The 19,359-nt window shown below is 46.3% G+C and carries 22 protein-coding genes; 8 read left to right on the top strand and 14 right to left on the bottom strand.

What is annotated here, in order from left to right:
• The coding region (locus ACTF5U_RS02040) for an ABC transporter permease (RefSeq protein WP_438969968.1) at positions 1 to 276 on the bottom strand (276 nt) is incomplete at its 3' end.
• Between the two features lie 64 nt (positions 277 to 340).
• Positions 341 to 1,006 (bottom strand): ribose-5-phosphate isomerase RpiA, encoded by a 666-nt coding sequence (gene rpiA / locus ACTF5U_RS02045; RefSeq protein WP_438969969.1) that lies wholly within the window; start codon positions 1,004 to 1,006, stop codon positions 341 to 343.
• 117 nt (positions 1,007 to 1,123) lie between these two features.
• Here rpiA and ilvA point away from each other — a divergent pair, with 117 nt between their 5' ends.
• Positions 1,124 to 2,638: a threonine ammonia-lyase, biosynthetic gene (ilvA, locus tag ACTF5U_RS02050; protein WP_438969970.1), complete on the top strand. Its 1,515-nt coding sequence runs from the start codon at positions 1,124 to 1,126 to the stop codon at positions 2,636 to 2,638.
• 158 nt (positions 2,639 to 2,796) lie between these two features.
• Here the strand turns inward: ilvA and ACTF5U_RS02055 are convergent, their stop codons facing one another.
• Complete coding sequence (locus ACTF5U_RS02055) at positions 2,797 to 3,492, bottom strand: SIMPL domain-containing protein (protein WP_438969971.1); 696 nt, start codon at positions 3,490 to 3,492, stop codon at positions 2,797 to 2,799.
• A 175-nt stretch (positions 3,493 to 3,667) separates the two neighbouring features.
• On the opposite strand from ACTF5U_RS02055, the gene pgl reads away from it, so the two are divergent.
• The 4 genes from pgl to ACTF5U_RS02075 are packed head-to-tail and all read left to right on the top strand — an operon-like array spanning position 3,668 to position 6,419.
• The gene (gene pgl, locus ACTF5U_RS02060) at positions 3,668 to 4,378 is read left to right on the top strand and encodes a 6-phosphogluconolactonase (RefSeq protein ID WP_438969972.1); all 711 of its coding nucleotides are present in this window, start codon (positions 3,668 to 3,670) and stop codon (positions 4,376 to 4,378) included.
• A 2-nt stretch (positions 4,379 to 4,380) separates the two neighbouring features.
• Positions 4,381 to 5,370: a glucokinase gene (locus ACTF5U_RS02065; protein WP_438969973.1), complete on the top strand. Its 990-nt coding sequence runs from the start codon at positions 4,381 to 4,383 to the stop codon at positions 5,368 to 5,370.
• A gap of 3 nt (positions 5,371 to 5,373) precedes the next feature.
• Positions 5,374 to 5,754: a Co2+/Mg2+ efflux protein ApaG gene (gene apaG / locus ACTF5U_RS02070; RefSeq protein ID WP_438969974.1), complete on the top strand. Its 381-nt coding sequence runs from the start codon at positions 5,374 to 5,376 to the stop codon at positions 5,752 to 5,754.
• Positions 5,755 to 5,804: 50 nt separating this feature from the next.
• Complete coding sequence (locus ACTF5U_RS02075; protein WP_438969975.1) at positions 5,805 to 6,419, top strand: DUF2238 domain-containing protein; 615 nt, start codon at positions 5,805 to 5,807, stop codon at positions 6,417 to 6,419.
• Here the strand turns inward: ACTF5U_RS02075 and ACTF5U_RS02080 are convergent.
• Positions 6,408 to 7,283 carry a pentapeptide repeat-containing protein gene (locus ACTF5U_RS02080; protein WP_438969976.1) on the bottom strand — a complete coding sequence of 292 codons (876 nt, stop codon included), beginning with the start codon at positions 7,281 to 7,283 and terminating at the stop codon, positions 6,408 to 6,410. The two genes, ACTF5U_RS02075 and ACTF5U_RS02080, sit on opposite strands and share 12 nt — an antisense overlap.
• Before the next feature lie 65 nt (positions 7,284 to 7,348).
• Between ACTF5U_RS02080 and fliK the strand changes: the two genes are divergently transcribed.
• The 3 genes from fliK (at position 7,349) to ACTF5U_RS02095 (ending at position 11,356) form a co-directional block, all read left to right on the top strand.
• A complete protein-coding gene (gene fliK / locus ACTF5U_RS02085) occupies positions 7,349 to 9,058 on the top strand; it encodes a flagellar hook-length control protein FliK (RefSeq protein WP_438969977.1) in 1,710 nt (569 codons plus the stop codon).
• Positions 9,055 to 9,345: an EscU/YscU/HrcU family type III secretion system export apparatus switch protein gene (locus ACTF5U_RS02090; RefSeq protein ID WP_438969978.1), complete on the top strand. Its 291-nt coding sequence runs from the start codon at positions 9,055 to 9,057 to the stop codon at positions 9,343 to 9,345. The genes fliK and ACTF5U_RS02090 overlap by 4 nt, the downstream gene beginning before the upstream one ends.
• A 169-nt stretch (positions 9,346 to 9,514) precedes the next feature.
• Positions 9,515 to 11,356, top strand: coding sequence for a putative bifunctional diguanylate cyclase/phosphodiesterase (locus ACTF5U_RS02095; RefSeq protein ID WP_438969979.1), 1,842 nt, complete (start codon positions 9,515 to 9,517; stop codon positions 11,354 to 11,356).
• Here the strand turns inward: ACTF5U_RS02095 and ACTF5U_RS02100 are convergent.
• The 10 genes from ACTF5U_RS02100 to ACTF5U_RS02145 all read right to left on the bottom strand — a co-directional run bounded on the left by ACTF5U_RS02100 (position 11,353) and on the right by ACTF5U_RS02145 (position 19,355).
• Positions 11,353 to 11,736: a DUF2802 domain-containing protein gene (locus ACTF5U_RS02100; protein ID WP_438969980.1), complete on the bottom strand. Its 384-nt coding sequence runs from the start codon at positions 11,734 to 11,736 to the stop codon at positions 11,353 to 11,355. The two genes, ACTF5U_RS02095 and ACTF5U_RS02100, sit on opposite strands and share 4 nt — an antisense overlap.
• A gap of 28 nt (positions 11,737 to 11,764) precedes the next feature.
• Positions 11,765 to 11,944 (bottom strand): hypothetical protein, encoded by a 180-nt coding sequence (locus ACTF5U_RS02105; RefSeq protein ID WP_438969981.1) that lies wholly within the window; start codon positions 11,942 to 11,944, stop codon positions 11,765 to 11,767.
• Between the two features lie 8 nt (positions 11,945 to 11,952).
• Positions 11,953 to 12,426, bottom strand: coding sequence for a chemotaxis protein CheW (locus ACTF5U_RS02110; protein ID WP_438969982.1), 474 nt, complete (start codon positions 12,424 to 12,426; stop codon positions 11,953 to 11,955).
• Between the two features lie 73 nt (positions 12,427 to 12,499).
• Positions 12,500 to 13,126 (bottom strand): chemotaxis protein CheW, encoded by a 627-nt coding sequence (locus tag ACTF5U_RS02115; protein ID WP_438969983.1) that lies wholly within the window; start codon positions 13,124 to 13,126, stop codon positions 12,500 to 12,502.
• Complete coding sequence (locus ACTF5U_RS02120; RefSeq protein WP_438969984.1) at positions 13,119 to 13,907, bottom strand: ParA family protein; 789 nt, start codon at positions 13,905 to 13,907, stop codon at positions 13,119 to 13,121. The genes ACTF5U_RS02115 and ACTF5U_RS02120 overlap by 8 nt, the downstream gene beginning before the upstream one ends.
• Positions 13,904 to 14,818 carry a flagellar motor protein MotD gene (motD, locus tag ACTF5U_RS02125; RefSeq protein WP_438969985.1) on the bottom strand — a complete coding sequence of 305 codons (915 nt, stop codon included), beginning with the start codon at positions 14,816 to 14,818 and terminating at the stop codon, positions 13,904 to 13,906. The genes ACTF5U_RS02120 and motD overlap by 4 nt, the downstream gene beginning before the upstream one ends.
• Positions 14,819 to 14,825: 7 nt before the next feature.
• Positions 14,826 to 15,566, bottom strand: a complete 741-nt coding sequence (locus tag ACTF5U_RS02130) for a flagellar motor protein (protein WP_438969986.1) — start codon at positions 15,564 to 15,566, stop codon at positions 14,826 to 14,828.
• Positions 15,567 to 15,568: 2 nt separating this feature from the next.
• Positions 15,569 to 16,612 carry a protein-glutamate methylesterase/protein-glutamine glutaminase gene (locus tag ACTF5U_RS02135; protein WP_438969987.1) on the bottom strand — a complete coding sequence of 348 codons (1,044 nt, stop codon included), beginning with the start codon at positions 16,610 to 16,612 and terminating at the stop codon, positions 15,569 to 15,571.
• Between the two features lie 8 nt (positions 16,613 to 16,620).
• Complete coding sequence (locus ACTF5U_RS02140) at positions 16,621 to 18,609, bottom strand: chemotaxis protein CheA (protein ID WP_438969988.1); 1,989 nt, start codon at positions 18,607 to 18,609, stop codon at positions 16,621 to 16,623.
• Between the two features lie 11 nt (positions 18,610 to 18,620).
• Complete coding sequence (locus tag ACTF5U_RS02145) at positions 18,621 to 19,355, bottom strand: protein phosphatase CheZ (protein ID WP_438969989.1); 735 nt, start codon at positions 19,353 to 19,355, stop codon at positions 18,621 to 18,623.
• Positions 19,356 to 19,359: the final 4 nt, after the last annotated feature.

Below are 19,359 nucleotides of genomic sequence, written 5' to 3' on the forward strand. Positions count from 1 at the left end.
TACCAAATCCGGGTCATCCTGCAGTTTCGTCTGCAAACCCTGCCAATCTCGTAATGTGCCATCCTGCCCTGTAATGAAGGCATGTGAGGTCATACCGAGAATACGCTCCTTCAGTTCTTTCTCGAAGCCATTCATCACCGATAAGACAGTGATCAACGCCGCAACACCAAGTGCCACGCCCAGCATGGAGGTCAGAGAAATAAAGGATATGAAGTGATTTCGGCGTTTAGCTCGGGTGTATCGTGTGCCGATATAAAGACTGAGCGGTCTGAACATAGTAGCGCCAATCAAAAAGAGTAAGAAAACTGACCCTGCGAGGCAGGGTCAGCAGTGGGTTTATTTACGACTTGGCGTAGACGGTTTCGGTTCCGTTTTCCGAGCCTACCAGCAATACATCGGCAGGACGCATTGCAAACAGACCATTTGTCACCACACCCACGATATCGTTCAATGTTTTTTCCATCTTGATGGGTTCCATGATGTCCATATTGTGAACATCCAGGATAACGTTGCCATTATCGGTAACCACGCCATCACGGTATACGGGTTGACCACCTAGCTTGACGATTTCACGAGCGACGTAACTGCGCGCCATCGGAATGACTTCAACAGGTAAGGGGAATTTACCCAGAATATCGACCTGTTTGGTTGAATCAACAATGCAAACAAATTGTTGACTGGCAGCAGCAATAATTTTCTCACGTGTTAATGCGCCGCCGCCACCTTTGACTAGCTCCAGAAATGGATTCGCTTCATCCGCACCATCCACATACACTTCAATCTCATTGCATTCGTTCAAATCAAATACTTGAATGCCCAGATCCTGCATTTTTTTAGTTGAAGCCTCTGAGCTCGATACAGCACCTTCAATTCGCCCTTTAATGGTTGCCAGGGCATCGATAAAGTGATTGACCGTTGAGCCGGTCCCAACTCCGACAATGCCGTCACCTTTGATGTACTCAAGCGCAGCCCATGCAGCTTGTTTTTTCATTTCATCAGCATTCATTTGCAGCTTCCTTTGTTCGCAATAGCGTAAAAAATAATCCTAGCAATTATAGAGATAAATGGCCGTCAATGGTAACGTAAGCGCTTTGATAAATATAACTAACTGATTTGGGCGGCAATGCTAACTGGATACGTAGAAAAAATTCTCAAGGCGCGAGTTTATGATGTAGCCAATGAAACGCCGTTGGACGTTATGCCTCGCCTGAGCAAACGGTTACACAACACTATTCTTATCAAGCGAGAAGATCTACAGCCGGTTTTTTCATTTAAATTACGCGGTGCCTATAATCGCATGAGTCAGCTCAGCGAGGCTGAACGTAAACGGGGTGTGGTCTGCGCATCGGCTGGTAATCATGCGCAAGGGGTGGCGCTATCCGCTCAAAAAATGGGTATCTCGGCGCTTATCGTAATGCCCAAGACAACGCCACCGATCAAGGTGGAAGCAGTCCGAGCTTACGGTGCTGAAATCAAGCTGCACGGTAATAGCTACGATGATGCTGGGGCCTATGCAAGTGAAATCGCTAACAAAGATGGCCGCACCTACATTCACCCCTACGATGACCCTGAGGTTATTGCCGGGCAGGGCACCATTGCGATGGAAATTATCCGTCAACATCCCGATACACTTCACGCGATTTTTGTTCCAGTCGGTGGTGGTGGGCTTATCGCGGGGGTAGCCGCTTATATCAAAGCCTTCTGGCCAGAAATTAAAATCATTGCTGTTGAACCCAGTGATGCGGCCAGCCTCAAAGCCGCCTTGGATGCGGATGAAAGGGTCAAACTGGATCAGGTTGGCTTGTTTGCTGACGGTACATCGGTCAGACAAGTGGGTGAAGAACCGTTCAGAATTTGTCGTGAAACAGTGGATGAAGTCATCACCGTTGACAGCGATGCCTTGTGTGCCGCGATCATGGATATTTTTGAAGATACTCGCTCCATTGCTGAACCATCCGGTGCGTTAGCCGTCGCAGGAGTGAAAAAGTATCTGGCTAATAACCCGATGCAGGATCAGCATATGGTTGTTATTGATAGTGGCGCCAACATCAATTTTGATCGGCTGCGCCATGTTGCTGAGCGCGCTGAAATTGGTGAGCGTCGCGAAATCTTGTTTGCCACCAAAATTGACGAAGAACCGGGAAGTTTCCAGAAGTTCTGTAAAACGCTGGGTGATCGGGGCATCACCGAGTTTAATTATCGTTATGCCGATGATCAGCAGGCTCAGGTATTTGTCGGCGTCAGAAGTAACGGTAAAGATGAAGAGTGCCAAGCACTGATTGATCTGCTCGATAAAGCCGGATATGACTGGGTAGATTTTACTGACAATGAAATGGCAAAACTGCATGTGCGTTACATGGTCGGTGGCCATGCACCGCAAGTCACTAATGAGCGGTTGATTCGTTTTGAATTTCCCGAGCGGCCTGGTGCATTGTTACGTTTTTTAACCCGCATCGGTAAGCGCTGGAATATCAGCTTATTCCATTACCGTAACCATGGCGCAGCTTACGGTCGTGTTTTGGTAGGCATACAAGTCGCCGAGGAATATCAACAGGACTTCCAGACATTCCTTGATACCTTGGGCTACACCTATTGGGAAGAAACCGATAATCCGGCCTACAATTTATTCCTGAAATAATCTCATTTCCCACAGCAGCCTGTTTAACAAGGGTGGTGTGGGCTGCTGATTCTCATTGTTTCTTTTCAATCGATGGCATCTGGCGTTGTGTTGTTCATTTTCATTCTGCAGGCGCCTTTGATGGCCTATCTGCTGAGAAAGGTAGGGCAGAACAGAGTTCACTGTGGATTGAGCTGAATCGTACCCCGAACCTGAACCGATACTTCATTGCTGCCACCTGACAACGCTGCCGGTGTCCCTTTACGCATTGAGTCAGAAGACATCATCGCTGAGCGCTCCATTACCGGCATGGGTGTGAAGTTATTGCCGTCGATAGAGAGTGAGACCAATTCATAATCACTTCGATTGAATTCGGTAGTAATCAACGTCGCTTTTTGTTTGAAATTAGCAATAGCTTGTTTGAGTAAGTCTTGTTTGACTGTTTCTGCTTTGGCAGCCGAGACCTGAAATTGCATAGTCTGAATATTGGCAAGCGAACTGATATCGGCAATGAATTTGCTCATTTGTTCAAAGTTACTGGTTTCAAGCGTCAACTGCTGTGTCACTTTCCAGGAGCTGATTTCGCCATCATCATAAAGAGGTCGTGTGTTGTAGCTGGAGGTTTCGGCTTTGATGTCTTTGAAGTTTTTAACCGCATCCAGAACTAAGGCTGTTTTTTTATTAACCAGATTCGTGAGTTTGGCTGGATCATGTCCGTCTTCAATGACCTGAAGGCGCGTAATCAATTCATCGTTGACCACATCAGCTGTGGCACTGGCATCAAGATTGATCATGCCATATTGCGAGGCATGGTCATCTGCATGAGAGCTTATGGTTACACATAGCAGGGCTAGAAATATCAGCGCGTTTTTCATTGGTCTTTCCTTGTCTAATGGCGGTTTTGCTTTTAAGACTATCTCAATTGAGGTAAGTTTTCATATATCATGCACACATCTGAATATCAGATAAAAAATATACGTATTTGACACCAAACAGTCATTTTTATCGCTGATATAAAACAAAATTTGTTTATTACGATTGAGGAATTTCATGAAAGCAGAACAAAAAATCCTGCCTGATTCAGCCAGTTTGATTACCGCCGCTGCCGAACATTTTGTTGTTACAGCGCGTGCTGCGATTGCTAAGAGAGGCGTTTTTTATGTGGCATTGGCTGGTGGTTCAACGCCTAAGGGGTTGTATCAGAAACTGACAACCTCTCCTTACCTTGAACAAATTGACTGGGCACGTGTTCACCTGTTTTTTGGTGATGAGCGCTGTGTACCTCCTACGCATGATGACAGTAACTTCAAAATGGCTCGTCAGGCGATGATCGATTTAGTACCGATACCGGCTGAAAATGTACATCGTATGCCAACCGAGAATAATGAACCTGCAGATGTTGCCTCACGTTATGCCGATACGATGAAGCAGGTTATGTCTGACGCACCGTTTGACTTGTTGTTATTGGGGTTGGGTCCGGATGGTCATATTGCCTCATTATTTCCTGAGACTCCGGCGCTCGATGTGACGGATACCCTCACTACTCATCTTTACGTAGAGAAATTCGATTCATGGCGTGTGACGATGACCTATCCAGTTATTAATGCGGCAAGACAGGTCATCGTGTTTATTTCAGGTGAGGCTAAAGCGGCTATCGTTGAGGATATCAGCACTGAAGCGGTTACCGGGTTGCCTGTTCAGCGGCTTGCGCCGGAAAACGATTATTACTGGTTCATGGATCAAGCTGCTGCAGGACAGTAATTATGCCAATTATGCTGGCGGTCGATATCGGTGGTACCAAAACACTGTTCCAATTGTTTAACGAGCAGGGTGATACGTTGTTGCAACTGCGATTGGACAGTCAGCGATTTGATAGTTTTGATGATTGCCTGAAACAGTTTTTGCACGAAACAGCGGCACATCATCACGCTATAAGCTCTGCCTGCATTGCAGTTGCAGGACCGGTCAATGGTGACACTGGCCGGGTGACGAAGTTGCCATGGCGTTTGGATGCTAGTGAACTGCAGGAAAAGTTTCAGATTGCTAACGTTCGTTTGTGTAATGACTTTGAAGCAGTGGGCTATGGTATCAGTTGTCTGTCAGATAACGATCTTATTACCCTTCAGACGGGTAACAACAGGGCGGATGCACCTCGTGCAGTAATAGGTTCAGGGACTGGCTTGGGGCAGGCAATATTGGTACCTATCGCTGATGAGTGGCGTGTTTTACCGACAGAAGGTGGTCATGTTGATTTTGCCCCACTGGATCGCAAGCAACAGCTATTGCTAGAACATATGAAACAACGACACCAACATGTTTCCTATGATCGCCTGGTTTGTGGTAGTGGTCTGGTCAATATCTACAACTTTCTACGTGACTATCAGCAATTACCAGAAAATGCAGATTTGCGTGTTGCGATGGTTCAGGGAGATGCCGCAGCCGCGATCAGTGAATATGCTGCTAGCCACCATGATCCACTGGCAAATAAGGCACTGGATATGTTTGTCCGTATCTATGGTGCACAAGCTGGCAATCTCGCACTTGCTTGCTTGCCATATGCTGGTATTTATCTGGCGGGTGGAATTGTAACTAAAAATCTTGCGAAGTTTGGTGATGGAAAATTTCTGAAAACGTTTAAAGATAAGGGGCGTATGCAGGATCTGATGGCCAATATCCCTGTATATATTATTCTGGATGAACAGGTGGGACTAAAAGGTGCTCGCTTATTGGCAACTAAAGCCATGTATAATTAAGCTATGACAGAAATTAATAACAATATCTCGGTTGATGTAGAAACGGCTTATTTGGATCAGGAGTCTGATCCCGAAAAAGCCCGTTATCTTTTTGCCTACACGATTACGATAAAAAATCAGAGTCAGGAATCGGCTCGCTTGCTATCACGCTACTGGAAAATCACAGGTGGTGATGGCCATGAGCAGGAAGTTGAGGGTGATGGTGTCGTTGGTCTGCACCCCTATCTTGCGCCTGAGCAGGAATTCACCTACACCAGTGCTGCCATGCTGGATACACCTGTTGGAATGATGCAGGGTCATTACATCATGGTGGGTGACAGTGGTAATAAGTTTGATGTAGCCATTCCAGCATTTACGCTGGCTGCGCCGAGAACCTTACACTGAACTAGCCTCAACGGTAAGTCACCACTGCAGAGGCAGGGAGCCGGTAGCATATGACGCAAACTCAGGAAAAATTGATCTGGCTGCTGGTCGTGCTGGGCAGCCTGATTTACTCATCGCTTGACCCGGTTGCTGATCGGCTTACCTGGTTCATGGAAACGGTGCCCGTGATGGTAGCCATTCCTCTTTTACTTTTTACCCATAAAAATTTTCCGCTTACGTTAGTCACCATAAGGATGATCGTTATTTTCGCGATTATTCTGATTGTAGGCGGACATTACACTTATGCGGAAAACCCATTGTTTAACTGGATTCAGGACAGCCTCGATCTGGCCCGTAATCATTATGATCGGATGGGGCATTTTGTACAGGGTATTGTTCCGGCCCTGATAGCACGCGAATTGTTGCTTCGCACCACGCTTTTACAGCGTGGTAAATGGCTGTTTTTTCTGGTCTGTTCAGTCAGTCTGGCAATCAGCGCCTGCTATGAATTCATTGAGTGGTGGGCTGCACTGATTAACGCCCAGGCTGCCGAAGCTTTTCTGGGCACGCAAGGTGATGACTGGGACAGTCAGTGGGATATGTTTCTGGCATTAATGGGCAGTATTGTCGCGCAACTGACTTTATCCACAACACAAGACAAACAAATGAGTGACTTACTCAGCTAAAGGCCGGCATTCGCCAATGGAGTCGGGCGCGCAGATTTGCCCATTGATCCATATCGCATGATCAAAACGCACACCCTCCAATTTGGCGTTAGCCAGATTGGCATTGCTCAAGTCAGCATAGGACAAATCTGCCTGGCTTAAATCAGCATTACTGAAATCGGTTTGTGTCAGATTGGCTCCTAGCAAAATAGCTTTTTGCAGATCGCTGTAACTCAAATTGGCAAAGCGTAAATCGGTATAGGCAATATCAGCTCCAGTGAGTGTGGCATTCATCAACTGGACCCCGGTCAGATCGCTGTTACGTAGTTGAGCGGAGGTCAGATCAACGCCATTGAGTTGGCTGTTTGGTTTAAGGCAATTGTTCCAATTCACTTCTGGTGCCGCTGGCGCTGCACAATTCGGTAAAGGCACAGGGATAGCAGTTGGGTAGAACACAGCCAGTAATGTCATACCCATCAATATAGAAAAGGTGAGCAACAATGGCCAGAACATGTGTTCATGCCGTTCACTGTATTTCTGCATCAGTGTTCTTCGTAGTTCGCGCCGCTCAAGTTCAATATCGGGTTCATCTTCACGACGTTCCCCTCGACGCTGTTTCGCTTCAGGTGGCGGTTTAGTTTGCTGCTGACGACGATCCAAGCCCGTGCGTTCATCCATATGACGCTTAGCCTTTTCCTCATCGGAGAGAAACGGATGCAGTTCAGTTTGCTCTTCTAAAGGTACCCAGTGTTGTTTATCCGCGGACACTTCATCCTGCATAGAGAGACGACCAACGATGAGATGATTCGTTATGACGGAACCATTAAAAGGGCCCGAAACGTCTCCATCCTCTCTGATATACCATTGTCCGTGTTTTGGTTTCATTCCCATTGCTCTGAGCCATCATCTCATTGCTATACTAGCACCATGTTGCGATTATTGGTGTCTCCATGCAGATAAATTCCTCACAGCAGAACTCTGCCGAGGTTGTCCGTGATGTGCCTGCGCGATTGCTCGCCAGTCTGGCAGAGGGTGAACGTGTACAGGCAACCGTAGTAGCCAGGCTCACTGCCAATGCTGTGAAACTGCAGGTGGCTGATACCACAATTCAGGTAACAACCCAGCAGCCCTTGGTTCCGGGGCAAAAGATAGAGTTGCAACGAAGCATTGAAGCTGGTCGAGCAGTTTTAAAAATTGTGCCGGCTGAAACGTTGACCAACCCATCGAGACCTGATGCAGCACAGGTGAGTTTGAAAGCGGGGCAGCAGGTGGCCATTGAAGTCATTAAACTGCTGGCACAGAATCGGTTATTGGTAACACCGAGTTTGCTGAATGCCAGCAATCCTGCCCGCAACATCAATGCTAATACTGCACAAGTGCTCTCACAGGCTTTACCAAGGCAGATTGAAGTGGATGTCAGTGCACTCAAACAAACTTTCAAAATCGGGGATAAACTGGCATTGGAAGTGTTGCAGACGCAGCCATTGGCAATAAAACTAAGCACGAACAGCCCCACCAGAGCAGAAACGATTCAAAACTATCAACGTATTTTACTGCCGCAGATTGAACGACAGGCTGGAACCTTACCCACATTGAATCAATCCGTGACTGATTTAACCCTACCGGCGCCGGTCAGGCAGGAAATTAACCGTTTATTCCAAGGGCTGACAGAAAAAAATGCATTACAACAACCGGAAGCACTGAAACAAACCATCAATAAAAGCGGTGTATTTCTGGAAAGTTTTCTCAAAACCAATCAAGGTGCAACACAATTCGGTCAGGATTTTAAAGCGAATCTACTGCAACTGGCTCAGGTGTTAAAACAGCAAGTCCAGCAACCTTTTCTTAATCGTGTGGTGGATAATCCCGGATTGATGAAACAACTACCGAATGAAGTGCAAACGGCGCTCCGACAGTTGGTTACGACACCACAGGACTTAAGGCCGCTTCCCGCTCAGGTGCCGCCCGCGCTTGCCAGCAAAGGGCAGACGCCTATGCAGTTATTGTTAGGTCTGTTATCCGGTTTGCGTGGCGCTGTCGTTAATGGTGAAAATCCCTTATTACCGTCTTCTTTGACATCAACGCATCAAGGCCAGAATCTGAGTGGTGTTCAGGCATTTATTAATGCCCGGGACAGTCAGGCAGCACAGGCACATAATGCCGTACGTTCGGTTGAGTGGCAGATGCTCCGTGATTTATTGCGAGAGGTCGAGTCAGCGAGTGCCCGTATTCAATTTAATCAGCTATCAATGGTCAGAGATGCTGATTTACCCAATAATGTGAATGTCTGGTTATTTGATCTTCCGGTTAAAGACAAACAGCAACTGGAAATGCTGCAACTCAGACTCGAACAACATTCGCCAGATTTAAGTCGCGGCGAAGATGCTATCTGGCAGGTACAGCTTAATCTTGAAACCCAGAATCTTGGGCCGATGCAGGCTCGTATCAGCTTGCATAAGCAGGACGTAAAAGTAGTCATTCTGGCAGAGCGTCAGGCGAGTGTGGATGTACTGAGCCAGCATATTGATGATCTTAATACGCGTCTACAGAAGCTCGATGTTTCTATCAGTCATCTGAGTTGTCGGCAGGCTGTTATCAAACCACTGACGGCAGACATTCAGCCAAGGCAGGGTGATCGGCTACTGGATATTTCAGTATGAATGAGAAAGACGATATTTTACGGGCTATTGCGTTGCAATATGATGGTGAAAATGCACCAACCGTGACCGCTTCCGGTGAGGGGGCTATCGCTGAAGAAATACTGCGAATCGCTCATGAGCACAATATCCCTCTCAAAGAGGATGCGCTACTGGCAGAATTATTAAGTGACCTTAACCTCGGTGAAGAAATACCTCCGATGCTTTATCGGGTTATCGCGGAGGTCATTGCTTATGCCTATCTGGTTTCAGGCAAAGTGCCTGTAAAGAAAGGAGAAAATCCTGAATAAGCCTACCTACGTGTCATGTCAATTTGAATTATACAGGGCGTGGCATAATTACAACAGTTTATAAATAGCATTATAAAAATGCTATTAAGTGTTGATTTTTATATATAAAACCGATAGTGTCAGTTCATGTTTAGTTGTTTACTAACGTGAGATAGCGAATCTTATTCAGATGAGTACTGAAATCAGGGATAGTTTGGCGTATTCAACCATGCCAAACCAAACAATCAGCGACCCGGCATCTGTCGAAGCAGTCACTGATCTCCTTGACGCTAAAATTATCATCGGCGGTACCGACCCTGCCGAAACAGCCTTCACCGAAACCCTGCTTGAGGTCAGTGGCTTCCGCCACATACAAACAGCGACAAGTCTTGAGGGGGTAATGCAACTGCTACGGCAGGGCATCGCCAATGACCTCTGTGATATCGATCTGCTGATTCTGGACAAAGAATTACCTGATTTGAATTTGCAAGACTTGCGCTTGATTATGGATCAATTTGATGAATGGCGCCTGATTCCTATCATATCATTGTGTCAGGAATCTCAGTGGGATCATGCGCAGGTATTGACCGACCTGGGTCATGGCGTCACTTCTATGTTGTATCATCCGTTGACGGCGGAGTCTTTACCTCCAGCGATTATGACCGCGCTGGCTGTCAAAAAAGAACGGGACACGACACATCGTCAGCAGTTGGATTTAGAAGATGAACTCGCTAACTTGAAAGTGATGGAAGCACGGTTACAATTTTCAGTTAGTCATGATGATTTAACTGGACTGGCTAACCGTCGCCGCCTGGAACAGGCTTTGGATTTGAGTCTGACACAAGTACGCAATTTCATGAGTACGAGTGCACTTTTTTATATTGATCTCGATAGCTTCAAAGTCCTGAATGATGCTGAAGGGCATGAAGCCGGTGATAAGCTATTAGTTCAGGTGGCCAACTCGCTCAGACGTTATTTTCGGGTAAACGATACGCTAGTCAGAATTGGCTCAGATGAGTTTGCCGTTCTAGTCGACAACACTGATAAGAAAACCGCAACAGAACAGGCTGAAGGCTTACGTAATTTGTTTGATGGTTATAGCTTTGAACATCATGGACACCACTACCATCTTTCTTCCAGTATCGGCATCAAAATTATTCAGAAGCAAGATGCTACTACGGTAGGTGATGTGCTTTCACATGCCAACCAAGCGTGTTATACCGCTAAAAAACGGGGTCGTAATCGTGTGCATATCTACAGCCCGGAAGACCGGGAAATGCATACACTCAGACACAGTGTTGAGTGGGCTCCGCGAATACGGGCTGCATTGAAAGAAGAACATTTCCTGTTAGAGTTTCAACCTATTTTTGCTCTAGATACTGAGAAAATAACGCATTATGAATGTCTGATTCGAATGCGGGGTGAGGGTGGAGTGCTTTATTACCCGAAAGAATTTATCCCGGTTGCTGAAGCCATGGGATTAATTCATCAGATCGATTTCTGGGTGGTGGGGAAAGCGTTTGATCTAATCTCCAGTATGCCGAAGAGTATTTCGTTTGCAATCAATCTCTCAGGTAATGTTTTCCTCGATGAGAACTTTTACCGTTTGGTGCAGGATAAATTAAAAGAAACACAGGTTGATCCAGAACGGATCGTGTTTGAAATTACAGAGACATCGGCCATTTCCAACTTTGAACAAACTAAACGCATGGTGACAAACCTTCGCTCTCTGGGCTGTCGCTTTGCCCTCGATGACTTCGGTGCAGGCTTTAATTCCTATAGTTATTTAAAGCATTTTCCCGTCGATATCTTAAAAATCGATGGCGGCTTCATTACGAATCTGGATAATGACCCGGTAGATCAATTGTTGGTTAAATCGATGATTGATATTGCCCATAGCCTTGGTAAAAAGACTGTCGCAGAGTTTGTAGAGCGTGAGAGCACATTGGCTTTATTGCGGGACTTCGGTGTCGACTTTGTACAAGGCTTTCTGGTTGGCAAACCGCAAAACCATATTCCGAATAGCGATTAGTGTATCTCCGCCTGATTGCCGGCAGGGCCATGAAGTCGGTTAATCAAATGAGCTTCTTCATCACTTAAATTACAATTATCAATCAGCTGTTCTATTCCTGCACCCTTACGAGCAAGGCGGATAGCATGATCATATCCGGGCTGGCTATTAGCTCTAAGATCAAGGGAATGCTGATGATCACGGATTTTATTCAGTGTCTGTTCAAATTTTAATATCCGGTCGTCTGTACCTGATGCGCCCTCGCACAAGGCTGCGAGTTGATTTTGCAGCATGCGGATACGCTCACTTTGCATCTGATAAAGCTTAAGTAAACGCATTGTGGCAAGACCAATGACCAAAAATACGGCACTCATTACAGTTATCACAACATAGATTGTCATGATTCAGCTCCTTACGCGTTTTGCGCAGTTAAACATACTCATCTATTTGTCCGCCTTTGCCCTCATCTTTGGGCTTTGGCTTGTCTTTTTTATCCTCATCACGCTTATTCTGATGAGGATTTTTATTTTCTCGCCACTTGTCCTCCGGTGAGGGAGACACCAGAGGACTCGGCGAACTTGGCTGAGTGGGTTTTATTTCATCAGCCATGGGGGAACCTAAAGCTCGGCAATATCCGAAATTTCCTCATTATTCAGCAATTTGTTTACATCAACCAGAATGAGCAAATATTTTTCTCTGTTACAGACACCCTGAATGAAGCGGGAACTTTCATCGCTTATGTTCGGTGCAATATCGATCTCCGACTGACGCAGGTATACAACTTCAGCGACGCTATCTACTAGCATACCAATCACATGGCCTGAAACTTCGACAATAATAATGCGGGAACTTTCATCTGCCTCATTGCTCATTAAACCAAAGCGCGCTCGCGTATCAATGACGGTAACGACGCTACCGCGCAGATTAATAATACCCAAGACATAGGAAGGCGCTCCAGGCACAGGTGCAATTTCACTCAAGCGTAAAACTTCCTGCACCTGCATCACATTGATGCCGTAAAATTCATCTTCGAGCTGAAAGGTTACCCACTGTAAAACCGGGTCTTCAGCTTTATTCTCATCTTGGCTCATGCCGTATTACCTTTTTCAGTACTGTCATTTTTCTGACATTGGGCTATACAAATTAATGCAGACTTCATGCCACTTATCTTTGCTCAAATACAGCTAAAAGGGCATATATATCAAGAATCTGATACTTCTCATCACCGACTTCACCTATCAGCCAGGGGTGTTCAGATAGGTCATCACGCCAGCTGATAGCCTGTGATGGGTAGCTGACGACGTGTTTAATATGCTGGCAGGCGATCCCATAGCGACGATCGTCAACCAATAAAATGTAATTCGCTTCAACAGGGGCCGTGCTATTTTCAGATTGAAGCAACGATCGGATATCAAGAATTTGACTTTGATGCTGCTTCTGTTGATAGAGTCCGAGTTGCCACGCAGTCTGGCTGCTAGTTGAATCCAATCCATGCTCGGGCCAGGGAATAATATTATTAAGCATCGACACGGGTAAGGCGAAAGGCATATCGTCGATTTCACATAAGAGAACGCGAAGACTCTCAGGACGTTGAATGGCTGCTGGTCGTTCATCAACAGTTCGTTTAATGGACTCAGCTTGTTCGCTGTCAGGCAGGTCTGCTACGGATGGACCGGCTGGTGGTTCAGCTATTCGAGCTGATTTTTTTTCCGGTTTAGCGGGGGCTGTCAGCATGTCATCAAAGTACGCTGACAAAGCCTGTGACTGTTCGTGGATCTGTTTTTTAGCCATGGGAAAGTTTAGCGTTCGGCTGAATTAAATCATTAAGCAAATTTTGGTATGCCAGACTACCGACAGATTCTTTATTCATCTCCGGCAAGGGCACGCCCATCTTGCTGGCATCTCGAAACAGAGGATCAATAGGTATGAACTGATCCCAGACTTGCTGTCCGTATTGTTGATGAAGCTGCTGCAGACAATCTGTGGCTGCTTTTGCGTGATTATCATGCATGGTTGGAATAATCAGAAAAGGCAATTCATTGCGCCGTGAATGGTTGATCATTGAAACGGTGTGCAGCATGTGTTCCAGACCTTTTAATGACAGAAATTCAGTCTGAACTGGAATAAGCAATTTATCGCAAGCCGCCAGAGCATTAATCATTAGTACGCCCAACATTGGCGGGCAATCAATAATCACATGTTGGAAACGGTCTTTAAAGAAACTCAGCGTTTTGCGAATAACCAGACCTTTGCCCTGTTGCGCACCTAACTGACGGTCTAATGTGGCCATTGCGGTTGAAGCGGGCAGCAGGAATAAATTGTCATGTTTTGTTTTTTTCAAACTCTGAAATATAGCCCCTTTGGGGGTGTTATCCAGCTTTTGGAATAGGGTATAAATACTGGTTTCAATCGAATCAGGATCATAACCAAGGTAAGTTGTCAGTGAACCATGCGGATCCAAATCAAGAATAAGGGTCGATTCACCCCGTTGTGCCAATATGCTGGCTAAAGAGATTACAGTGGTGGTTTTAGCGACACCACCTTTCTGATTGCATACAGCCCACACGGTCATGGTTGCACCTCAACATCGGCTGCTGGTACAGGTAAATCAATTGTCGTTTCTGAAGCTGACTCCGGGCTATCTGACGGAATGGGATTAATTATTGTCCCAGCATCTGTGTCAAAAACATCCAGATCACGTCGGCTCTTGTCACTGCCTAGCACCACCAGTACAACACGCCGATTTTTTTGGCGACCCTCTTCGGTTGCATTGTCAGCAATAGGCTTATATTCACCATAACCTATCGCAGACATACGATTGGGTCTGATACCAAAACGATCCAGCAAGTTAACGACACTGGCCGCTCGCGCAGCTGATAATTCCCAGTTAGATGGAAATCTTCGAGTATTGATTGGGTTGTTATCAGTAAAACCTTCAACCTGAATAGGGTTGGCTGAGGTTTGTAGAATATCGGCTATCTTACCTATGACGGGAACGGCAGCGCGTTCTAATCTGGCTTCACCACTTTGGAACAACACGCGTGATTTAATTTCCAGCTCCAGCCAGTCTTCGCCCTGTTTGATGATCACATCTTCTGATTCCATCATATCGGCTAATGTACTGCTGAGCTGCTGGACTAAATCATTGATGGTCCGGATATCATCTTCTGTCGCAGGCGGTGGACGATTGGGAACCTCGGGCAATTCAATTTTGTAATCACTCAGTTCAGTAATGCCTGGTTCCGCGCTGAGTTTGCCCTCTCCACGGCTGATTGTTCCTATTTGAATAGGGTTTTTACTTCGAGCGGGATCAGTGAAGACAGCCTCAAGTGTGTCGGATAAAACCCGGTACTTGCCTTCATTAACAGATGAAATCGAGTACATCACCACAAAAAAGGCAAACAATAAGGTAATGAAGTCAGCATATGAAACCAGCCAACGCTCATGATTTTCATGTTCTTCGTGCTTTTTACGGCGTGCCATAGCTCAATCAGCCCAGGTAAGCCTGAAGACGACTTTCAATATTGCGTGGGTTATCGCCATCGGCGACACCAATCAAGCCCTCGATCATCATCATTTGTATGCGACTGCGTTGCGCCACCACTGATTTAAGTTTGTTACCAATGGGAAGAAACAACAGGTTAGCCAATGCAACACCATAAATAGTAGCGACAAAGGCAACGGCGATACCTGAACCCAGAGAAGATGGATCAGCCAGATTCCCCATTACATGAATCAAGCCCATCACCGCACCAATAATACCGATCGTGGGTGAATAGCCTCCCATGGCTTCGAATACCTTGGCGGCCTGAATATCGTCAGTTTCCTGAATATCAAGATCGTTTTCCATGACCTCACGGATAAGTTCCGGTTCGGCACCATCAGCAATAAGCTGTAAACCCTTCTGGGTGAATAAATCAGTCTCATCCATTGCGACAGATTCCAGTCGAACCAGGCCTTCGCGTCGGGCAATCTGATTCCACTCCAGTATTTTTTCCAATACCAAGCTGGCGGATTGTGTCGGAGGGGTGAAAATCCATACCGACATCCGCATCGCACGGAGGAAAGTATTCATCGGTGTTTGCAACATGACCGCACCCAGAGTACCCCCCATTACAATGAGCATCGCGACAGAGTTAAGGATGGTATCAAGGTGACCACCCTCAAGTTGTTGGCCCAGAATAATGGCACCAAAACCAACAATCAGACCGATAATGCTCAGAATATCCATGCTTAATGCAATTCCCCGAGTTGTTGGCCAATATCGGTCAGGTTAAGAATTTTATCCGTCAATCCGGCTTTAGCGACTGCCATCGGCATACCGTAAATGGTACTACTTGCCTGATCTTGAGCCCATATCATACCACCCTTGTTTTTTATGGCCTGGCAACCATTACGACCATCACTTCCCATGCCTGTCAGAATGATCGCAAGGGTTTCATCGCCACATATAGCAGCGACTGAATTGAATGTCAGATCAACACAAGGTTTATACGTCTGCTCTGTGTCACCTGCTTCGATACTAAGATACAAACGCTTTGGTCGACCTTTGAGTAGCATTTGCTGTCCACCCGGTGCCAAATAGGCTGTGCCTTTTTGTAATGATTCACCGTTTAGAGCTTGCTTCACTTGGATCTGACACTGGCTATTAAGCCTTTCAGCAAACGACGGGGTAAAGCTGGCAGGCATGTGTTGCACGAGTAAAACGGGGAAAGGAATGGATGCTGGTAACATAGTGAGCACTTTTTGCAAGGCTACTGGGCCGCCGGTTGAAGTGCCTATGACGACCAATTGAGGCGTGGTGTTCGGCGCGTTACGTTTTTGTATTGCCGCCGGTTTGCTGACTTCTTGCTGCAATGGCTTCTGTAGGCTTGCATGATAGCCACTGGCTAATTGGTAAACACGTTGACAAAGCTTTTTTTGTGCTTCATTTCTATCGCTGGAAAGGTCCTCAAACCGTTTTGGTAGAAAATCTGTTGCGCCAGCTTCTAAGGCGTCCAGCGTAGTTTTTGCTCCTTCTGTGGTCCACGTTGAGAGCATTAAAACCGGCGTCTTACGAATCGATTTAATCTTACGTACTGCAGTAATGCCATCCATGACCGGCATTTCCAGATCCATGGTGACAACATCAGGTCTGTGACTCTGAATTTTTTGCAGGGCTTCCTCGCCATTCGTTGCAGTTGCGACGACCTCTAATCGCGGATCAGCTGCAAAAATCTCAGTCAGACGTTTTCGAAAGAAGCTTGAATCATCAACTATCAGGACTTTTACCGTCACGATTTATCCTAGTAGCCACGATTTGCATAAGCTTTCATCAACTCAGGAAAGTCCAGTATCAAAGCGATACGTCCATCACCAGTGATTGTAGCGCCAGCCAGGCCTTTCGTGCCATGCAGTAAGGCACCAAGCGGTTTGATCACAACTTCTTCCTGACCCAGAAGCTGATCCACAACAAAACCTACACGTTGTGTACCGACGTTAACCACAACAACATGTTCAATTTCGGGCTTTTCAGCTTCGTTGAAATTTTTAGATAGCCACTTGCGTAAATAAAATAAAGGTAGGGCTCTGTTGCGGACCATGATGGTTTGTTGCCCATCGACGACATTAGTTTTATGCAGATCCAGATGAAATATTTCATTCACACTGACCAGAGGAAATGCGAAGATTTGGTCACCAAGCATCACCATCAAGGTAGGCATGATAGCCAGTGTCAGTGGCACCTTAATTGACAGGGTTGTGCCGACCCCGAGTTCTGACGTGATATCAATGACGCCATTGAGTTTGGATATACTGGTCTTAACCACATCCATCCCTACGCCACGACCGGAGATATCTGAAATTTCCTGCTTCATTGAAAAGCCGGGTGCGAAGATCAACGCAAAACATTCAGATTCAGTTAGTCTTGCCGCACCATCCTCATCCATCATGCCTTTTTCGACGGCTTTACGTCTCAGCACTTCAGGATTCATTCCAGCACCATCATCGGTGATCGTCAGGAGAATATGGTCTCCCTCCTGTGCGGCACCGAGAATAATATGACCTTGTCGAGGCTTACCGGCTGCCTCACGCACATCAGGCATCTCAACCCCGTGATCGACAGCATTTCTTACCAGATGCACCAACGGATCGGCCAGCGCCTCAACTAGATTTTTATCCAGATCGGTTTCTTCACCACGTAGCTCAAGGTTAATGTCTTTTTTAAGATTCCGAGCCAGATCACGAACAACGCGGGGAAATCGGCCAAAGACCTTTTTGATGGGTTGCATGCGGGTTTTCATCACCGCACTTTGTAAATCTCCCGTTACCACAGTCAGATTATTGACTGCTTTAGCCATTTCCTCATCTTCGAATGCCGTCTCTAAGGTACTGATTCGATTTCTGACTAACACCAGCTCGCCGACCATATTCATGATTTCATCGAGCCGACTGGTATCAACCCGAACGCTGGTTTCGGCAGCCTGTTTAGCTGGTGGTGCTTTGGGAGCAGCAGCTTCTGTTTTTGTTATAGCCGGTTCATCAGGTTTAGATTCGGGAGCAGGTTTTTGTTTTGGCTCATCGGCTTGTTTAGTAACAGTTTCAGAAGCCGGTTTTGTCTCAACAGGAGGAGAGGATGCTTTCTTACCCTTACCCTGCAATTCATCCAGCAAAGCCTCAAATTCTTCTTCTGTAATATCGTCACTATCAGCAGTTGATGCGCTAGCTTGTTGCGGCGGTGTTTTGTTCTCAGCCGCAGCCGCTGGTCCGCTAGGCGCGGAATTACCATGTAATTGATCCAACAACGCTTCAAACTCATCATCAGTGATTTCATCTCCATCGCCTGCGGGCGTTTCAGGTTCAGCTGATGCAACTGGTTCTGGTTCGGGCGGTGTGTAAACCACTGTACTCGTATCAAGATAAGTGGCTAATTGACTTAAAATGGCGGGATCAGCCGCAGTGGGGTATTCGCCTGATTTGAGTTCTGAAAACATGCTGTTAAGGCTATCAAGAACCTTTAAAAAGGTATCCATCATGTCTGCGTCAACGACTCTTTCACCCTGTCTGAGCAAGTTGAAAACGTCTTCGCCCTTGTGACACAAGGCCACCATAGCATCCAGACTCAAAAAGCCGGCGCCACCTTTTATGGTATGAAATCCCCGAAAGATGGAGTTTAGAAGATCAGCATCTTGTGGCTGATTTTCCAACTCGACCAACTGCTCGTTGAGACCTTCTAAAATCTCTTCCGCTTCGACCAGAAAGTCCTGCAGGATTTCGTCATCTGTATCCAGCGTCATGCATTATATCCTCAGAATCCGAGGCTAGATAACAAGTCATCCACATCATCCTGGTTATTCACCACGTTTGGATTGTCCTGTGCGTTTATCTGTGGGCCTTCGGCTTTAATAGGGTCAATTTTTTCTTGTTTTGCTTCCGGTTTCTGGTGTTTCCCAGCCACTTTGACCAGTTGTACCAGATTACTTTCCACTTCTTCTACCAAGTCGATAACCTGACGGATTACTTGTCCGGTTATGTCCTGGAATCCCTGAGCCAGCGTCATTTCCGACAGATTCATATACACTTGATCTGCATGTTGCTTGACGGTAGGAAGATAAGCTTCGATTTCTTTAACCAGAATCCGGAACTCATCAGCCGACATTTCTTTGTTACGGAAACGTTGCCAACTCTCATCTATCTTTTCGGCAGTTTCCCGGAGTTCTTGAGCTAAAGGTAAGGTATTATCGATATAACCCAGTGTTTTATGTGCAGCGTCTTCTGTTGTGGTGATGACATAGTTAAGACGGTCACGCGTGTTTGGCATATCGTTTTGCGCCATATCGACCAGCCGTGAATCGATATTGAAATTATTCAGTGCTTCATGCAGTTCACGGGTAAGCTTGCCAACTTCCTGAAATAATTCGTTTTCGTGTGATTGGGTAAGAGCGGTAAGTTGCTGGGTAGCTGCCTGGTCATCATTGGTTTCCAATGCGGTGACAAGTGCACGGGCAGCTTCAAGCTGTAACTCTTTGTTGTCCGAAGCCATAATG

Origin of the sequence: Methylophaga sp. (assembly GCF_965655755.1) — a bacterium.
In the GTDB taxonomy this organism is placed as follows: Bacteria; Pseudomonadota; Gammaproteobacteria; order Nitrosococcales; family Methylophagaceae; genus Methylophaga.

Excerpts from the sequence above, each read along its gene's own strand:
- ACTF5U_RS02055 (WP_438969971.1), bottom strand. The coding sequence starts at position 3,492 with ATGAAAAACGCGCTGATATTTCTAGCCCTGCTATGTGTAACCATAAGC.
- apaG (WP_438969974.1), top strand. The coding sequence starts at position 5,374 with ATGACAGAAATTAATAACAATATCTCGGTTGATGTAGAAACGGCTTAT.
- ilvA (WP_438969970.1), top strand. The coding sequence starts at position 1,124 with ATGCTAACTGGATACGTAGAAAAAATTCTCAAGGCGCGAGTTTATGAT.
- ACTF5U_RS02095 (WP_438969979.1), top strand. The coding sequence starts at position 9,515 with ATGAGTACTGAAATCAGGGATAGTTTGGCGTATTCAACCATGCCAAAC.
- ACTF5U_RS02140 (WP_438969988.1), bottom strand. The coding sequence starts at position 18,609 with ATGACGCTGGATACAGATGACGAAATCCTGCAGGACTTTCTGGTCGAA.
- ACTF5U_RS02100 (WP_438969980.1), bottom strand. The coding sequence starts at position 11,736 with ATGACAATCTATGTTGTGATAACTGTAATGAGTGCCGTATTTTTGGTC.
- ACTF5U_RS02080 (WP_438969976.1), bottom strand. The coding sequence starts at position 7,283 with ATGAAACCAAAACACGGACAATGGTATATCAGAGAGGATGGAGACGTT.
- ACTF5U_RS02145 (WP_438969989.1), bottom strand. The coding sequence starts at position 19,355 with ATGGCTTCGGACAACAAAGAGTTACAGCTTGAAGCTGCCCGTGCACTT.
- rpiA (WP_438969969.1), bottom strand. The coding sequence starts at position 1,006 with ATGAATGCTGATGAAATGAAAAAACAAGCTGCATGGGCTGCGCTTGAG.
- fliK (WP_438969977.1), top strand. The coding sequence starts at position 7,349 with ATGCAGATAAATTCCTCACAGCAGAACTCTGCCGAGGTTGTCCGTGAT.
- ACTF5U_RS02115 (WP_438969983.1), bottom strand. The coding sequence starts at position 13,126 with ATGGCTAAAAAACAGATCCACGAACAGTCACAGGCTTTGTCAGCGTAC.
- pgl (WP_438969972.1), top strand. The coding sequence starts at position 3,668 with ATGAAAGCAGAACAAAAAATCCTGCCTGATTCAGCCAGTTTGATTACC.
- ACTF5U_RS02120 (WP_438969984.1), bottom strand. The coding sequence starts at position 13,907 with ATGACCGTGTGGGCTGTATGCAATCAGAAAGGTGGTGTCGCTAAAACC.
- ACTF5U_RS02110 (WP_438969982.1), bottom strand. The coding sequence starts at position 12,426 with ATGAGCCAAGATGAGAATAAAGCTGAAGACCCGGTTTTACAGTGGGTA.
- ACTF5U_RS02075 (WP_438969975.1), top strand. The coding sequence starts at position 5,805 with ATGACGCAAACTCAGGAAAAATTGATCTGGCTGCTGGTCGTGCTGGGC.
- ACTF5U_RS02090 (WP_438969978.1), top strand. The coding sequence starts at position 9,055 with ATGAATGAGAAAGACGATATTTTACGGGCTATTGCGTTGCAATATGAT.
- ACTF5U_RS02130 (WP_438969986.1), bottom strand. The coding sequence starts at position 15,566 with ATGGATATTCTGAGCATTATCGGTCTGATTGTTGGTTTTGGTGCCATT.
- ACTF5U_RS02065 (WP_438969973.1), top strand. The coding sequence starts at position 4,381 with ATGCCAATTATGCTGGCGGTCGATATCGGTGGTACCAAAACACTGTTC.
- ACTF5U_RS02105 (WP_438969981.1), bottom strand. The coding sequence starts at position 11,944 with ATGGCTGATGAAATAAAACCCACTCAGCCAAGTTCGCCGAGTCCTCTG.
- motD (WP_438969985.1), bottom strand. The coding sequence starts at position 14,818 with ATGGCACGCCGTAAAAAGCACGAAGAACATGAAAATCATGAGCGTTGG.